The organism is Mycobacterium sp. (assembly GCF_046330795.1).
In the GTDB taxonomy this organism is placed as follows: Bacteria; Actinomycetota; Actinomycetes; order Mycobacteriales; family Mycobacteriaceae; genus Mycobacterium.
This window is the reverse complement of sequence record NZ_JAXLSA010000004.1, coordinates 61,373-77,323: the sequence shown is the minus strand read 5'-3', so window position 1 is coordinate 77,323 and position 15,951 is coordinate 61,373. Positions and strand designations below refer to the sequence as shown.

At 67.8% G+C, this 15,951-nt stretch carries 17 protein-coding genes; 10 read left to right on the top strand and 7 right to left on the bottom strand.

Translation table 11 applies throughout. The features are described from left to right. Nucleotides 1-6: 6 nt before the first annotated feature. The 6 genes from U0R18_RS14930 to U0R18_RS14905 are packed head-to-tail and all read right to left on the bottom strand — an operon-like array spanning nt 7 to nt 4,797. Entirely contained in the window at nt 7-546 is a 540-nt protein-coding gene (locus U0R18_RS14930; RefSeq protein WP_526369710.1) for a nuclear transport factor 2 family protein, read from the bottom strand. Between the two features lie 13 nt (nt 547-559). Further along, nucleotides 560-763 carry a ferredoxin Fdx gene (gene fdx / locus U0R18_RS14925; RefSeq protein WP_526369707.1) on the bottom strand — a complete coding sequence of 68 codons (204 nt, stop codon included), beginning with the start codon at nt 761-763 and terminating at the stop codon, nt 560-562. A gap of 1 nt (nt 764) precedes the next feature. Then, entirely contained in the window at nt 765-2,129 is a 1,365-nt protein-coding gene (cyp51, locus tag U0R18_RS14920; protein WP_526369705.1) for a lanosterol 14-alpha demethylase, read from the bottom strand. A gap of 7 nt (nt 2,130-2,136) precedes the next feature. Beyond that, the gene (locus U0R18_RS14915; protein ID WP_526369703.1) at nt 2,137-2,946 is read right to left on the bottom strand and encodes an SDR family oxidoreductase; all 810 of its coding nucleotides are present in this window, start codon (nt 2,944-2,946) and stop codon (nt 2,137-2,139) included. Between the two features lie 37 nt (nt 2,947-2,983). Continuing rightward, nucleotides 2,984-4,207, bottom strand: a complete 1,224-nt coding sequence (locus U0R18_RS14910; protein ID WP_526369701.1) for a cytochrome P450 — start codon at nt 4,205-4,207, stop codon at nt 2,984-2,986. Further along, complete coding sequence (locus tag U0R18_RS14905; RefSeq protein ID WP_526369699.1) at nt 4,204-4,797, bottom strand: TetR/AcrR family transcriptional regulator; 594 nt, start codon at nt 4,795-4,797, stop codon at nt 4,204-4,206. Before U0R18_RS14905 ends, U0R18_RS14910 begins: the two co-directional genes overlap by 4 nt. A 188-nt stretch (nt 4,798-4,985) precedes the next feature. On the opposite strand from U0R18_RS14905, the gene U0R18_RS14900 reads away from it, so the two are divergent. The 10 genes from U0R18_RS14900 (at nt 4,986) to U0R18_RS14855 (ending at nt 14,511) form a co-directional block, all read left to right on the top strand. Next, a complete protein-coding gene (locus U0R18_RS14900) occupies nt 4,986-6,455 on the top strand; it encodes an aldehyde dehydrogenase (RefSeq protein ID WP_526369697.1) in 1,470 nt (489 codons plus the stop codon). A 9-nt stretch (nt 6,456-6,464) separates the two neighbouring features. Further along, nucleotides 6,465-7,220, top strand: coding sequence for an SDR family oxidoreductase (locus tag U0R18_RS14895; protein ID WP_526369695.1), 756 nt, complete (start codon nt 6,465-6,467; stop codon nt 7,218-7,220). Beyond that, nucleotides 7,217-8,071, top strand: a complete 855-nt coding sequence (locus U0R18_RS14890) for an NAD(P)-dependent oxidoreductase (RefSeq protein WP_526369693.1) — start codon at nt 7,217-7,219, stop codon at nt 8,069-8,071. Before U0R18_RS14895 ends, U0R18_RS14890 begins: the two co-directional genes overlap by 4 nt. Before the next feature lie 44 nt (nt 8,072-8,115). After that, on the top strand, nt 8,116-8,529 hold the full coding sequence (locus tag U0R18_RS14885) for a carboxymuconolactone decarboxylase family protein (RefSeq protein ID WP_526370393.1): 414 nt from the start codon (nt 8,116-8,118) through the stop codon (nt 8,527-8,529). A gap of 3 nt (nt 8,530-8,532) precedes the next feature. Continuing rightward, entirely contained in the window at nt 8,533-9,339 is an 807-nt protein-coding gene (locus tag U0R18_RS14880; RefSeq protein ID WP_526369691.1) for an SDR family NAD(P)-dependent oxidoreductase, read from the top strand. Between the two features lie 35 nt (nt 9,340-9,374). Continuing rightward, nucleotides 9,375-10,643 (top strand): phosphoribosylamine--glycine ligase, encoded by a 1,269-nt coding sequence (purD, locus tag U0R18_RS14875; RefSeq protein ID WP_526369689.1) that lies wholly within the window; start codon nt 9,375-9,377, stop codon nt 10,641-10,643. Nucleotides 10,644-10,719: 76 nt separating this feature from the next. Continuing rightward, nucleotides 10,720-11,481 (top strand): SDR family NAD(P)-dependent oxidoreductase, encoded by a 762-nt coding sequence (locus U0R18_RS14870; RefSeq protein ID WP_526369687.1) that lies wholly within the window; start codon nt 10,720-10,722, stop codon nt 11,479-11,481. Then, on the top strand, nt 11,478-12,314 hold the full coding sequence (locus U0R18_RS14865) for an SDR family NAD(P)-dependent oxidoreductase (RefSeq protein ID WP_526369685.1): 837 nt from the start codon (nt 11,478-11,480) through the stop codon (nt 12,312-12,314). The genes U0R18_RS14870 and U0R18_RS14865 overlap by 4 nt, the downstream gene beginning before the upstream one ends. Beyond that, complete coding sequence (locus tag U0R18_RS14860) at nt 12,311-13,627, top strand: flavin-containing monooxygenase (protein WP_526369683.1); 1,317 nt, start codon at nt 12,311-12,313, stop codon at nt 13,625-13,627. Before U0R18_RS14865 ends, U0R18_RS14860 begins: the two co-directional genes overlap by 4 nt. Next, nucleotides 13,624-14,511, top strand: a complete 888-nt coding sequence (locus U0R18_RS14855; protein WP_526369681.1) for an alpha/beta hydrolase — start codon at nt 13,624-13,626, stop codon at nt 14,509-14,511. Before U0R18_RS14860 ends, U0R18_RS14855 begins: the two co-directional genes overlap by 4 nt. On the opposite strand, the gene U0R18_RS14850 is transcribed toward U0R18_RS14855, so the two are convergent. After that, nucleotides 14,478-15,950: a class I adenylate-forming enzyme family protein gene (locus tag U0R18_RS14850; protein WP_526369679.1), complete on the bottom strand. Its 1,473-nt coding sequence runs from the start codon at nt 15,948-15,950 to the stop codon at nt 14,478-14,480. The two genes, U0R18_RS14855 and U0R18_RS14850, sit on opposite strands and share 34 nt — an antisense overlap. Nucleotide 15,951 lies beyond the last annotated feature (1 nt).

Sequence of the window (15,951 nt, the reverse complement as noted above, 5' to 3'; positions counted from 1 at the left end):
TCTGCGCTACCAGATCTTGACCGGTGCCTGGCCCAGCGGGTAATAGCCGGGCAGCTTCTCGCCGGCCATGCTGCGCTCGATGCGCTTCTGCATGGTGGGCGTCAGGTCGCCGGAGGAGATCAGGTTGACGAACGCCTTCTGCACGTGGCCGAAGTCGAAGAAGTCGCGCTGCCACTCGATGAGCAGCTGATCGTTCAACCGGAACCAGCTGCCGCCGATCCCGTAGATCTCGTCGGTGGTGCCGTCGGACTTGTTGGCGATCTGCTTCCAGAAGCCGACGATCTCGTTCTGCTTCTCATCGATGAGCACCTTCTGGTACTCGTACACCCAGTTCTCCAGGCCCTCCATCTCGAGACCCAGGGCGACGTCGCGGATCTCGTCGCGTCCGACGCACATGACGTCTTCCTTGGGGCCGATGTTCCAGCCGTAGGTTGCATCCTCGGTGTAGAAATCGGCCAGCGGCTTCCAGTCGCCGGCGGCTTCGGCGTCCCGGTTGGCCTTCAGCCAGCGGTCGGCCCAGTTCTCCAGTTCTTCTCGTGACGCCATTGTCGGAGGCTCCTCATTTCTCGGTTATGGACAGTGCTCGGGTGGGACACATCTCGACGGCGCGTTCCACGTCGTCGCGCAGTTCGTCGGGCGGTTCGGGGTCGAGGATCTCGACGACGCCGCGTTTGGGCACCTTGAAGACGTCCGGCGCCTCCAATTCGCACATGGCGTGACCCTGGCACAGGTCATCGTCGAGTTCGACTCGGTAGCAACCCATTTCAGTCTCGCACTCGCCGGCGGTAGCGCACCCGGGCCGGCCGGGCCAGCTGGACCACCATCTTGGAGTGGTCGTTCTGGTAGCTCTCGGGCGGCTGGGCCATCTCGAACTCATACTCGCGCAACAGAACCGAGAAGATCGCCTTGATCTGCATCTGTGCGAACGCCGCCCCCACACACCGGTGCTTTCCGGCACCGAACGGGATCCAGGTCCAGCGGTTGATCAGGTCCTCCTGGCGCGGCTTCTCGTACCGGTCGGGGTCGAAGGCGTCCGGATCGGGGAAGTCCTCGGGGATCCGGTTCGAGATCGCCGGTGAGGCGGCCACCATCTGGCCCTTGTGGATCGGATGGCCGGCGACCTCGAACTCGTCCTGGGCCACCCGCATCAGGATGATCAGCGGCGGATGCAGGCGCAGGGTCTCCTTGAGCGCGTTGTCCAGGTTCGGAATCTGGCGCAGCGCATGGAAACTCACCTCCTGGCCGTCGGCGTACAGGTCGTCGAGCTCTTGCTGGACCTTGGCGTAGAAGTCGGGATTGCGCAGCAGCTCGATGAGCGTCCACGACGAGGTGCCCGAGCTGGTGTGGTGACCGGCGAACATCAGCGAGATGAACATGCCGGTGATCTCGTTGGCGCTGAACCGCGGATTACCCTCCTCGTCCTTGATCGAGACCAGCACGTCGAGCATGTCGCGGTTGCTCTTGTCCTTGGGCGGGTTGGCGATCCGGCCGCTCATGACCTCCTGCACCAACTCGACCAGCCCGGCGCGGGCCTCGTCGCGGATGCGGAAGCTCTCGATGGGCAGGTAGGGGTCGACGTAGCAGAGCGGGTCGGTGCCGCGCTCGAGCAGGTGGTAGTAGTTGGCGAACCGCGAGTCGAGCTGATTGCGGAACTTCAGTCCGATCAGGCACGCCGTCGAGGTGTAGATGGTCAGCTCGGCGAAGAACTCGAGTAGGTCGATCTCTCCGCTCTCGCCCCAGTTCTCGATCATCCGCCGCACTTCGTTCTCGATGGTGGCGGCGTGGCCCTTCATCTGCTCACCGCGCAGCGCGGTGTTGTGCAGCATCTCGGCCCGGCGTTCGGGGTCGGCGTCGAACACCACACCCTCGCCGAAGATCGGCGTCATGAACGGGTAGGCCTCGGCCTGGTTGAGTTCGCTGTCGCTGGACCGGAAGAAGAACTCATTCGCTTCCGCGCCCGAGAGCATGATGACCTGTTTGTCGGCCAGCTGGAACCAGCCGGCGTCGCCGCACTCGTCGCGGATGCGCTGCATCAGGCCGATCGGGTCGGTGCGGAATTCCTCGAGGTGGCCGTGCTCCTCCTGGCCACCCGAAACCCGCTGTACCTCTTTGAGTTCCTGGCTAGTCATGATTCTCCTAAGGCTCCACTCGCAGCTTCTGACGGTCGGTGACATCGGCGAGCGGAGCCTCGGGCTGGATCTCCAACTCGGCGATGAAACCGCCACGCGGGGTTTCCGCGACGAAGGTGATGGCGCGGGCCAGGTCGGCCGCGCGCAGGAAATAGTCGTGGCGGGCCTGGCCCCATTTGGCCCAGTCCTCGAGCATAGCGCCGACCTTGTCCATGTCGGCGCTCCAGCCCATCGCGGTCTTGGTGGGACCGGGATGCACGACCGAGGCCCGCACGCCGGTGCCCTCGAGTTCCATCTGCAGGGTCCGGGCCATCGCCAGCAGGCCGGCCTTGGCCGCGCCGTACCCGCCCATGTGCGGCCGCGGGCGCAGCGATACGTCGGAGCCGACGAAGATGACATCCCCGCGCCGGCGTTCCACCATGTCCGGAACCACCGCCGTGACAAGGCGATTGGCGCCGATCAGGTGGATCTGGACCTGCTGCTCGAAGTCGTCGGTGCTGATCTCATGGAGCTGACCGAAGAAGGTGTCACCGGCTCCGGCCACCAGCAGTTCGATGTCGCCGAGTGCTTCGGTGGCGCCGTGCACGAAGCCCTTGACCGAGTCCGGGTCGGTCACATCGAGCGGCAGCGCGATGGCCTCACCACCGTCGGCGACGATCTTGTCGACCAGTTCCTGGCACTTCTCCACCCGGCGCGCCCCGAGTGCGACCGGAAAGCCGTGCGCGGCAAGCTCGGTCGCGGTGGCGGCACCGATTCCCGACGATGCTCCGGCCACGATGGCGGGGCGGCGGGCGGGATGCGGTTCGAAGCGAGCCATGTAGGTTCCTCTCGGCGGACCTGGATGCGGACGGGTTTCAGCGGACGTCGAGCCGCATCGGAAGATGCGCGAAGCCGCGGACATTGCTGGAGTGCACACGCACGGAGTTGGTCTCGTCGACCTCGAAGCCGCGGATCCGTGCGAACAGCTCGGTGAGCGCCACCCGGGCCTCCATCCGGGCCAGGTGCGCGCCCAGGCAGAAGTGGGCGCCACTGCCGAAACTCAGTAGACGGGGCCCGATCTCACGGCCGATGACGAAGTCGTCGGGGTTCTCGAAGGCGCGTTCGTCGCGGTGCGCCGAGCCGGGCAGCAGCAGCACGATGTCGCCGTCGGGGATCGTGGTGTCGTAGAGCGTGAACTCGCCCTCGACGGTGCGGGCCAGGATCTGGCTGGACGTGTCGTAGCGCAGGGTCTCCTCGACCCACAGCGGAACGCGCTCGGGATCGGTGTACACGGGCGTCAGCTGGTCGGGGTTCTGGTGTCCCCAGAACGCCGCGTTGGCAAGGAGTTTGGTGGTGGTTTCGTTGCCGGCGATCACCATCAGGAACATGAAGCCGAGGATCTCGTCATCGGTGAGTTTGTCGCCGTCGATCTCCGCCTCGAGCAGTGCCGAGGTGAGGTCGTCGGTCGGCTTCTTGCGGCGCTGGGCCACCATGTCCTGGTAGTAGACGATCAGGTTGATGGATGCCTCGATGGCCTCCGGTGGGACGTCGGTGACGCCGTCCTCACGGTGCATGACGCCGTCGGCCCAGGCCCGCAACGTCTGACGGTCGGGCTCGGGCACGCCCATGAGTTCGGAGATGACGTCCATCGGGAGCTTGCCGGCGAATTCGGATACGTAGTCAACCGTGCCGCCGGGGTTCGAGCGCGCCAGTTCCAGCATGGTGTCCAGGTGCCGGTGGGCGATCTCGGTGACGCGCGGCTCGAGTTCGCGAATCCGCCTGGGGGTGAAGCCCTTCGACACCAGCGTGCGCAGCCGGAGGTGTCCCGGGTCGTCCATGGCGAGGAAGGACATGGTCTTCGACGCATGCGGTCCGCGGGAGGCCGGGTCGAGCGAGACACCGAACTTGTTCGACAGCGTGGTGCTGTTGCGGAACCCGGCCAGAACGTCGGCGTGCCGCGACAGCGCCCAGAACCCGAGTTCGTCGTTGCGGTACAGCGGCGCCTCGTCACGCAGCCGCTTGTAGTAGGGGTACGGATCCTCGTGGAAGTCGTAGTCGTAGGGGTCGAGCACCGGGGGCTGGTCGGTCTGGACGGTCATGAGGGTGTCGGTTCTCCCAGGATCAGGCCGACCACGAAGGTCAGCTGGTCTGCGATCTGGCGGTAGGTGAAGGCGCCGCTGCCGGCCTGGACGAGCGCACCGAAGAACGTCATTTCCAGTGCCCCGACCGTGCGGGCGTCGGCATCCGGTCCGATCGCCGAGGTGATCCGGCGATGGATCTCGGCGCCGATGCGGTTGCGGACGGCCACGACGGCGTCGTCGTTGCCGGACATCAGTGCGGTGGTGCACGCGGCGGCCACCTCGGGTTCGTCGGCGACGACCAGGGTCAGGTGTCGCAGCACGCTGTCGACCCGGGTTCTGAGGGTGTCGTTGACATCGGTGAAGTACGGCGCGTGGTTGACGAGGTCGAGGTAGACCTCGGCGACGAGATGGTTCTTGGAGGAGAAGTAGGTGTACGCGGTGGCGGGGGCCACGTTGGCGCGCTTGGCCACCGCGCGGACGGTGAGGTCGGCGTACGAACTCTCCCGCAGCATCTCCCGGGCCGCGACGAGCACGCGGCGGAAGGTTTCCTCCTGGCGCCGGTTGCGCGACGGTGTGGGGCTGATCCCCACCGCGGAGTTGCTGGACACATGTCCAACCTATCCGAACGACCGTCCGCTGGGCAAGACGGTGCAACATAATTGCATTTCAGGTCGGTATTAGAGGCCGTGCTCGCGGTGACCCCTTGTCATCGAAGGTAAAGAAAGGCTATGTTCGGGCGACAGCCATCAGACACTTGTCCAGACTTCACCGGATCCAGCAGGACGGAATCTCAACCATGGCGCTGCTCGCCGACAGGGAAAGCAAGCTGCTCATCGACGGCAAATTGGTCGGCGGCTCGGGCGGTGTTTTCACCACCATCAACCCGGCCACCGAAGAGGTGCTCGGCACCGCGGCGGACGCCGATGCCACGGATATGTCGAACGCCATCGAGGCTGCCCGTCGCGCTTTCGACGACACCGACTGGTCGCGCAACACCGAGCTCCGGGTCCGGTGTATCCGGCAGTTGCGTCAGGCGCTGAAGGACCACATCGAAGAGTTACGCGAACTGACGATCTCGGAGGTCGGCGCACCGCGCATGCTGACCTCCGGCGGGCAGCTCGACGGCCCGGTCAACGATCTGTCGTTCTGTGCGGATACCGCCGAGAACTACTCCTGGACAACCGATCTCGGCTTCGCGACGCCGCAGGGCATGCCGACCAACCGAACCATCGCCCGCGAGGCCGTCGGCGTGGTCGGCGCCATCACCCCGTGGAACTTCCCGCACCAGATCAACCTGGCCAAGATCGGCCCGGCGCTGGCGGCCGGTAACACCCTGGTGCTCAAGCCGGCGCCGGACACCCCGTGGATGGCGGCCGTGCTCGGCGAGGTGATCGCCGAGCACACCGACTTCCCCGCCGGTGTGGTCAACATCGTCACCTCCAGCGACCACGGCGTCGGTGCGATCCTGTCGAAAGACCCACGGGTGGACATGATCTCGTTCACCGGCTCCACCGCCACCGGCCGGGCGATCATGGTGGACGGGGCGGCCACCATCAAGAAGGTGTTCCTGGAACTCGGCGGCAAGTCGGCCTTCCTGGTGCTCGACGACGCCGATGTGGCCGCGGCGTGCTCGATGGCCGGCTTCACCGCCTCGATGCATGCGGGGCAGGGCTGTGCGCTGACCACGCGCCTGGTGGTGCCGCGCGCCAAGTACGACCAGGCGGTAGAAGCAGCAGCGGCCACCATGGCCGGGCTGAAAGCCGGCGACCCGAACAGCAAGCGCACCGTGTGCGGCCCGGTGATCTCCGAGCGGCAGCGCGACCGGGTGCAGTCCTATCTGGACCTCGCGATCGAGGAGGGTGGCAGGTTCGCCTGCGGCGGTGGGCGTTCCGCCGATCACGACAAGGGCTTCTTCATCGACCCCACGGTGATCGCCGGACTGGACAACACCGCCCGGGTCGCCCGGGAGGAGATCTTCGGGCCGGTGCTGACGGTCATCGCCCACGACGGCGACGACGATGCCGTCCGGATCGCCAACGACTCGCCGTACGGCCTGTCCGGCACGGTGTTCTCACCCGACGCCGAGCGCGCCGCCGGGGTGGCCGCCCGCCTGCGGGTCGGCACCGTCAACGTCAACGGCGGCGTCTGGTACGCCGCCGACGCGCCGTTCGGCGGCTACAAACAGTCCGGCGTCGGCCGCGAGATGGGGCTGGCCGGCTTCGAGGAGTACCTGGAGATCAAGACCATCGCCACCCTGGCGCAGTAGAGGAGAGACATGACGAACAGATTCGAGGACAAGGTCAGCATCGTCACCGGTGCCGGCGGCGGCATCGGGCAGGCCTACGCCGAGGCACTGGCCCGTGAGGGTGCCGCCGTGGTGATCGCCGACATCAACCTGGACGGCGCGCAGAAGGTCGCCGACGGGATCAAGGGTGAGGGCGGCAGGGCGCTCGCGGTCGCGGTCGACGTGTCCGATCCCGACTCGGCCAAGGCGATGGCCGACCAGACGCTGGCGGAGTTCGGCCGCATCGACCACCTGGTGAACAACGCCGCGATCTTCGGCGGGATGAAGCTGGACTTCCTGGTCACCGTCGACCCCGAGTACTACCGAAAGTTCATGAGCGTCAACCTCGACGGCGCACTGTGGTGCACCCGTGCGGTGTACAAGAAGATGGCCAAGGGTGGCGGCGGTGCGATCGTCAACCAGTCCTCGACCGCGGCCTGGTTGTACTCCAACTTCTACGGCCTGGCCAAGACCGGGATCAACGGCCTGACCCAGCAGCTGTCCCGCGAACTCGGGGGTCAGAACATCCGGATCAACGCGATCGCGCCGGGCCCGATCGACACCGAGGCCAACCGCACCACCACCCCGCAGGAGATCGTGGCCGACATCGTCAAGGGACTTCCGTTGTCCCGCATGGGAACCCCCGAGGATCTGGTCGGCATGTGCCTGTTCCTGCTGTCGGACGAGGCGTCGTGGATCACCGGCCAGATCTTCAACGTCGACGGCGGACAGATCATCCGGTCATGAAGCTGGGATACATCGGCCTGGGCAATCAGGGCGCGCCCATGGCGAAGCGACTGGTGGACTGGCCCGGCGGGCTGATCGTGTTCGATGTGCGCGCCGACGCCATGACGCCGTTCGTCGAAGCCGGTGCCACCGCCGCCGCGAGTGTGGCCGAGGTGGCCGCCGCAGACGTCATCAGCGTGACCGTGCTCAACGACGAGCAGGTCCGCGAGGTGGTGGCCGAACTGGCCGCGAACGCCCGGCCCGGCACCGTCATCGCCATCCACTCGACCATCGGCGCCCAGACCGCGGCCGAGCTGGCAGAACAACTGCGGCCCCAGGGGATTCACGTCGTCGATGCCCCGGTCAGCGGCGGCGCGGGTGCGGCCGACAAGGGCGAGCTCGCCGTCATGGTCGGTGCGGATGACGACGCCTACGAGAGCATCAAGCCGGTGTTCAAGAAGTGGGCGTCGATGGTGGTGCGCGCCGGTGAACCCGGGGCGGGAACCCGAATGAAGCTGGCGCGCAACATGTTGACGTTCGTCGGCTTCGCCGCGGCCAACGAGGCGATGCGCCTCGCCGAGGCCGTCGGGCTGGATCTGCAGAAGCTGGGCCGGGTGGTGCGGCACTCCGATGCGCAATCGGGCGGCCCGGGCGCCATCATGGTCCGCGAGGACATGAACGTCCTCGCGGGGGACAACTTCCTGTACAACATGTTCATGCACACCCGTGGCCTGGGCGAGAAGGATCTGGGCCTGGCACTGGAACTCGGCGAGTCCGTCGGCGTCGATCTTCCCCTGGCCGAGGTCGCCATCCGGGATCTGGCGGCCGGTCTGGGTGTCCCGCATACCGAGTCGACGAGTCCGAAGGAGTGACGATCGTGTCGAACGAAGAGCTGCGCAAGAAGGGCCTCGCGAAGATGAACGAGGTCTACGGCTGGGAGATGCCCGATATCAAGGGCGATCCGTATTTCGACCTGACGGTTGATCACCTCTTCGGCACGGTCTGGAGCGATTCGAGCCTGTCGATGCGGGAGAAACGCATCATGACACTGGCGTGTGTGACGGCGGTCGGCCGGCAGGACCTGGCGGAGATCCAGATCAACGCGGCCCTGCTCAACGGTGAACTCACCGATACCGAACTCAAGGACATGGCCGTCTTCCTCACCCAGTACCTGGGTTTCCCCCTCGGGTCCGCGCTCAACGGGGCCGTCGACACCGTGGTGAACCGCCGGAAGAAGGCGGCGGCCAAGGGACAGGGCGAGGATCGCAGGGCGAACGTCAACGCGGCGCTGAAGATGCACTCCGGAACCTCGCTCGACGAGATCGACTAGCCGATGGTCCTGGTGCGCGACGCGGTAGCCCTCGACGGCCGCGTGGCGGTGGTGACCGGCGGCGGTGCGGGCATCGGTCGCGGCATCGCGGCGGGCTTCGCGGAATTCGGTGCCCGCGTGGCGATCTGGGAGAAGGATCCGCAGTCCGCGGCATCGGCGGCCCGGGATATCGGCGCACTCGAATGCGTGCTCGACGTCCGGGACGCCGAGCAGGTCGACGCCGCACTCGCCCGAACGATCGAGGAACTCGGCACGCCGTCGATCCTGGTGAACAACGCCGGCGGAACGTTCCATTCGGACCTGCTCGACACCTCGGCCAACGGCTGGGACGCGCTGATCCGGTCCAACCTGACCCAGGTTCTGCTGTGCACCCAGCGGGTGGCCCGCGCGATGGTGGCCGCCGGGACCGGCGGCAGCATCATCAACGTCAGTTCCATCGAGGGCACCCGCGCCGCGCCCGGGTACGCGGCCTATGCGGCGGCCAAGGCCGGTGTCCTGAACTACACCAAGACATCCGCCCTCGAACTCGCACCGCACGGGATCCGGGTCAACGCACTGGCCCCTGACTTCACCCTCACCGAGGCGCTGGCCCGACTGTCGCCCAGTGGCGGGCAGAGCGCCAGCAACATGGTTCCCCTGGGCCGACCCGGCAATGTCGACGAAATGGCCGGTGCCGCCGTGTTCCTCGCCAGTGACCTGAGTTCCTACGTCACCGGGCAGACGCTGCACGTCGACGGCGGCACTGCCGCGGCGGGCGGTTGGTACCACCACCCCGACGACGGTCACTACGTCCTGGGTACTTCCCGTTGATCACCGGTCCGTTGCAGGTCCGATAGGGTTTCCCCGTGCGCGTCCTCGTGATCGGCTCCGGTGCCCGTGAACATGCCCTGTTGCTCGCGTTGCGGCGCGATGACGCCGTCGAGGCGCTGGCCGTCGCCCCGGGCAACGCCGGCACGGCATCGATTGCCGAACAACACGACGTCGACGTCACCTCCGGTCCGGCCGTCGTCGCGCTGGCCCGGCAGTTCGCCGCCGATCTGGTGGTGATCGGCCCGGAGGTGCCCCTGGTGCTCGGCGTGGCCGACGCCCTGCGGGCCGCGGGCATCGCCTGCTTCGGGCCGTCGAAGGACGCCGCCCGCATCGAGGGCTCGAAAGCCTTCGCCAAGGACGTGATGGCCGCCGCGGGGGTCCGCACCGCCACCAGCGAGACCGTCGACAATCCCGCGCATCTCGACGCCGCACTGGACCGCTTCGGCCCGCCCGCCGGCCAGCGCGCCTGGGTGGTCAAGGACGACGGCCTGGCCGCCGGCAAGGGGGTGGTGGTCACCACCGACCGCGACGCAGCCCGGGCGCACGCCGCCGAACTGCTCGAGACCGGTCATCCGGTGCTGCTGGAATCGTTCCTGGACGGCCCCGAGGTGTCACTGTTCTGCGTCGTCGACGGTGAGACGGTGGTGCCGCTGCTGCCCGCGCAGGACTTCAAGCGCGTCGGGGACGGGGACACCGGGCCCAACACCGGGGGCATGGGCGCCTATGCGCCACTGCCCTGGCTGTCCGACGAGATCACCACCGCCATCGTCGACGAGATCGTCAAACCTGTTGCCGCCGAGATGGTTCGGCGCGGCAGCTCGTTCTCCGGGTTGCTCTACGCGGGCCTGGCGATCACCTCAGCGGGGCCGTCGGTGGTGGAGTTCAACTGCCGGTTCGGTGATCCGGAGACCCAGGCGGTGCTCGCCCTGCTGGACACCCCGCTCGGCGGATTGCTCAACGCCGCGGCCACCGGCACCCTGGCGCAGGCCGATCCGTTGCGCTGGCAACCGGGCGCCGCCGTCACCGTCGTCATCGCCGCGGAGAACTACCCGGGCAAGCCGCGGACCGGCGACGTCATCACCGGGTCGGAGGCGCCCGGGGTGCTGCACGCCGGCACCGCCCGTCGCGACGACGGATCCGTGGTGTCCACCGGCGGCCGGGTGCTCTCGGTGGTCGGCACCGGTCCGGACCTGGCGGCTGCGCGGGCCGCCGCCTATGGCACCGCGGCATCGATTCGCTTGCCGGGCAGCCATTTTCGCTCCGATATCGCGCTGGCCGCTGAGCGCGGCGAGATCAGCCTCTGACCGGTTCGGGCATTCCCGACAGGCAGGCTGCCGAATCGCTTACAGTTGGCCCATCGATTACTGATGGGAGTCAGCGGTGTCCGAACGTGTTGCGGTGGTGGTCGGGGGAGCGTCGGGGATCGGCCGGGCGGTCGTCGTGGGCCTGGCCGAGCAGGGCTACCGCGTCGTTGTTGCCGACCGGAACGCTGACGGAGCAGCCGCCGTGGCCGCGGAGCTGGGGGACATGGCCACGGCGGCGACCGTTGACGTCACCGACGAGGACACCGTCGCGGCGCTGTTCGACCGGGCCGGTCCGGTGGACATCGTCGTCAACACCGCCGGGTTCGGCGACTTCGGGCGCATCGTCGACCTCGAGGTGGAGCGGTTCCGCGCCCTGATCGACTGCTGCCTGACAGGTGCGTTCCTGGTGATGAAGCATGCCGGCCGCCACCTGCGCGACGGTGGTTCGCTGGTGTCGATCACGTCGCTGAATGCGCGGCTGGCCGCACCCGGGATGAGCGCCTACTGCGCGGCCAAGGCGGGCCTGGCGATGCTCACCCAGGTGGCCGCTCTGGAATTCGCGCCCCGCAACATCCGGGTCAACGCGGTGTCGCCGGGGTTCGTGCAGACGCCGTTGACCGAGTTGGTGACGCTGGCGCCCGGTGTGCTGGAGGACTACGTCGAGAACACCCCACTCGGACGGGTGGGCACCGCGCAGGACGTTGCCGACGCGGTCCTGTTCGTGTGCTCGGACAAGGCCACCTGGATGACCGGCGAGGTCGTCGATCTCAACGGCGGCGCCCACCTCAAGCGCTACCCGGACGTGCTCGGTCACGTGGAACGGATGGCGCAGCAGTGAAAAGCGGCCTGGCCGGAAAGCACGCCGTGGTCACCGGCGCGGGTTCGGGCATCGGCGCTGCCCTGTGCCGTGCGCTGGCCGCCCGGGGTGCGCACGTGCTGTGCACCGACGTCGACGGCGATGCGGCCGAGCGGACCGCCTCGACACTGGGCGCCACTGCGCGGGCCGCGTGCGTCGACGTGACGGACGCCGCCTCCGTTCAGGCCGCCGTCGACGGCGTCGTCGAACGGACCGGCCGGCTCGACCTGATGTTCAACAACGCGGGGATCACCTGGGCCGCCGACACCGAGAATCTGACTCTCGCGCACTGGAATTCGATCATCGACGTCAACATCCGCGGTGTGGTGCACGGCATCGTCGCCGCCTACCCGCAGATGATCCGGCAGGGTGGTGGATTCATCGTCAACACCGCATCGATGGCCGGCCTGGCGGCCGCCGGCCAGATCACCAGCTACGTGATGTCCAAGCACGCGGTCGTCGGTCTGTCCCTCGCGCTGCGTTCGGAGGCCGCCGCACACCAGGTCGGTGTGCTCGCCGTCTGCCCGGCCGCGGTGGAGACGCCCATCCTGGACAAGGGGCTCATCACCGGGATCAACGGGCGCGATTTCTACCGAATGGGACAGCGCAGCAAGGACTTCTACGATGCCGACCGACTGGCCGCCGACACCATGCGGGCCATCGGACGCAACAAGGCCATTCTGGTGGCGCCGCGTCGGGCCCGGGCCGGCTGGCTGCTGGCGCGCTACGCGCCCGGAGTGATGAACCGGATGGCGATCCAGTTCGTCGGACGGCAGCGCGCTGCCCAGGCACTCGAGCGTCAGGAGGCCCGATGACCCTCGCACGCCCACGCACCGCGATCATCGGTGCCGGCATCAGCGGCCTGACCGCCGGGAAGATGTTGCGCGACTACGGCGTTCCGTACACCACCTTCGAACTGTCCGACCGGATCGGCGGCAACTGGGCGTTCGGCAACCCCAACGGACTCAGCAGCGCCTACCGGTCGCTGCACATCGACACGTCCAAACATCGGTTGTCCTTCAAGGACTTTCCCATCCCGGCCGACTTCCCGGCGTTCCCGCACCACTCCGACATCAAGCGCTACCTCGACGACTACGCCGACGCCTTCGATCTGCTGGAGAACATCGAGTTCAACAACGGTGTGGTGCGCGCCCGCCGCATGGGCGCGGGTTGGGAGATCGAGGATCAGGCCGGCGCCGTGCGGGAGTTCGACCTGCTGGTGGTGGGCAACGGACATCACTGGGACGCCCGGATGGCGGACTTCCCGGGCACTTTCACCGGTGAGGTGATGCACTCGCACCATTACGTCGACCCGCACACCCCGCTGGAACTCACCGGGAAACGGATCCTGGTGGTCGGCATCGGCAATAGCGCGGCCGATATCACCGTCGAACTGTCGTCGAAGACGCTGCAGAACAGCGTCACCCTCTCGACGCGGTCCAGCGCGTGGATCGTCCCGAAGTTCATCGCGGGGCAGCCCGGCGACAAGTTGTTCAAGACCTCGCCCCACATTCCGTTGTCGTGGCAGCGCAAGGCCGTCCAGTTCATCGCCCCCTATCTGGGCACCGATCCCACCAGCTATGGTCTGCCGCCGGCCAATCACAAACTGTTCGAGGCGCATCCGACCCAGTCGGTGGAGCTGCCGTTGCGGCTGGCATCCGGCGACATCGCCCCCAAGCCCAATGTGGCCAGGCTCGACGGTGACACCGTGCATTTCGAGGACGGCACCAGCGGCGTCTTCGACGCCATCGTCTACGCGACCGGATACAACATCACCTTCCCGTTCTTCGACCCGGACTTCATCAGCGCCCCGGACAACCAGATCCGGCTCTACAAGCGGATGTTCTACCCGGGTATCGACAACCTGGTGTTCATCGGTTTCGCCCAGGCGATTCCGACGCTGTTCCCGTTCGTCGAATGTCAGGCCCGGCTGCTCGCGGCCTACGCCGTGGGGCGCTACGCGCTGCCGCCGGTGGCCGAGATGGAACGGATCATCGACGCCGACCAGCAGTTGCACGCCGGCCATTGTGTCGACCGGCCCCGCCACACCCAGCAGGTGGACTACTTCTACTACGAACACGACCTCCGGGCCAAGGAGATCCCCGCCGGCGTCAGGCGCGCCGGATGAGCCGCCGCGACGTCACGTTCGAATCCGACGGAGTGCGCTGCAGCGCCTGGCATTTCGCCGCGACGGCTCCCGGGCCACGGCCTGTCGTGGTGATGGCGCACGGCTTCGCCGGCACCAAGGACTCCGGGCTGGAACCGTTCGCCCAGCGGTTCGCCGCAGCCGGATTCGACGTGCTGGCCTTTGACTACCGTGGCTTCGGGAGTTCGGAAGGTGTTCCACGGCAAAGCATTTCGATCGAACGGCAGCTGCAGGACTATGAGTCCGCCATCGCGGCGGCCAAACGATTGCCCGGTGTCGACCCGAACGCGATCGTGCTGTGGGGTGTATCGCTGTCCGGCGGCCACGTCATCCGGGTCGCTGCCGATCGTGACGACGTCAGGGCGGTGATCGCGATGACGCCGCTGACGGACGCGGTCGCCACCGCGCGCGGAATACTCGGGCAGTACCGGCTGTCCGCGGCGGGCCGGGCCACCGTCGACGGCGTCGTCAGCCGCGTGGCGGTGGCGCGTGGCCGCACGCCCGTGCTGATGCCCGTGGTGGCGCGGCCGGGGGAACCGGGCGGGCTGACCCTGGCGGGTGCCTATGAGAACTACCACGCGATCGCGGGTCCGACCTGGCGCAACGAGGTGGACGCCGCGGTGGGCCAGGAACTGATGAAGATCAGGACCAAGGCGTACGCCAAGCGCCTGCGCGCCAGGCTACTGGTGCAGATCGCCGACTTCGACAACTATGTGCCCCCCGACGCGGTCGCGCGGACCGCTGAGTACGGCCGCGGGTGGGTCCACCACTATCCGTGTGATCACTTCGACGCCTGGCCCGGTCTGGACTGGTTCGACCGGGCCTCCGGCGATCAGGTGGCGTTCCTGCGCAAGGTGTTCGGGTAGAGCGCGCGCACCGCGTCGAGGCGGACCTTCATCGCCGCATTGCGGGGTAGTTCGTCGAGCACGGCGATCGCTACGGGGACCGATTGCGCGGGAAGTTCGGCGCGCACTGCGTCTTTCAGCTCATCCTCGGTGGTGGTGCGGCCGGGCAACAGTTCCACGGCGGCGAACGGTACCTGCCCCAGCCGGTCGTCGGGAACGGCGACCACACTCGCATCGTGCACCGCCGGGTGCTTCAGGAGCGCAGCCCGGACCCGCTCGGGCAGGATCTTGAACCCGCCGCGGTTGATCGCGCCGTCGGCGCGGCCGTGGATGGAGATGATGCCGTCGCCGTCGACCGAGGCCAGGTCGGTGGTGGTGAGCCATTGTGGGCCAAGGACTTCGACCCGGGCGGACAACAGGCCGTGTTCGCCGGTGCCGACCTCGGCGCCACTGTCCGGGTCGACGATCCGGACCCGGACCCCGGGCAGGGGCCGGCCCACGGTCCCGGGCCGGGGGCCGAACCGGTCCCGTAACGCGGGGGTCCAGCTGCACACGGTACCGGCGAATTCGGTTGCCCCGTAACCCCACAGGAGCGGAATCCCGTAGCGGTCCTCGAACCGCGCCTGGAGTTCGGGCTCCAGCGGCCCGCCGCCGCCGGTGAGGTACTCCAGCGACGCCAGCTGGTCCCGGGGGACTTCGGCGGCCAGCAGCATCCGCAGGATCGTGGGTTGTGTTCCGGCAGTGCGGATCCGGTGCTCACGCACGGCGCCAACCCAGTGCTCGACGGTGAACTTCTCCAGCAGCACGATCCGCTGGCCGGAATACGCGCCGGCCAGCAACTGGCACACCCCGACACTGCCGAACGGCCAGGAAACCAGCGCGGGCGGATCGTCCGGCGACGGGGGATTGCCCAGTGTCATGCTGAGCACGGTGTGCGCCAGCACCGCGGTCGGGATGTGCACCCGCTTGGGTGCGCCGGTGGTGCCGCTGCTCAGGATGTCCAGCCCGGCGCCCGCGTCGACCGGCCCGGCGGTACGTTGGGTGGCCACCGAGGGCCCGTCGGCGCCGAGCGTGATGCCCGCTGCGCCCACGCTGCGCACGCTGGCGTCGAGTTCGGGCGACCAGTCCTGAGGATCGGCGATAACCGCTGCGGGAGCGATGGATTCGATATCGCGGGCGATGGCCTGCGGTGACTGGTAGGAGTAGACCATCGAGACCGGACGCCCGGCGGCGATGGACCCGAGGATGGCCGCGGCATGCGGCACGCGGTTGCGGACCACCAGGGCCACCGGCTCGGCCGGGCCGAGACCGCGCAGTGCGTGATTGATCGCGTCGATGTAACCGGTGACCTGCTCGCCGGTGTGCCAAGCGCCCTCGAACTCGATGCACTGCCGGGGCCCGTAGCCGGCCAGTGCGGCCGACAGGGTCTCGGCGAACGCCGGATCGGCGCGCATGTTCATG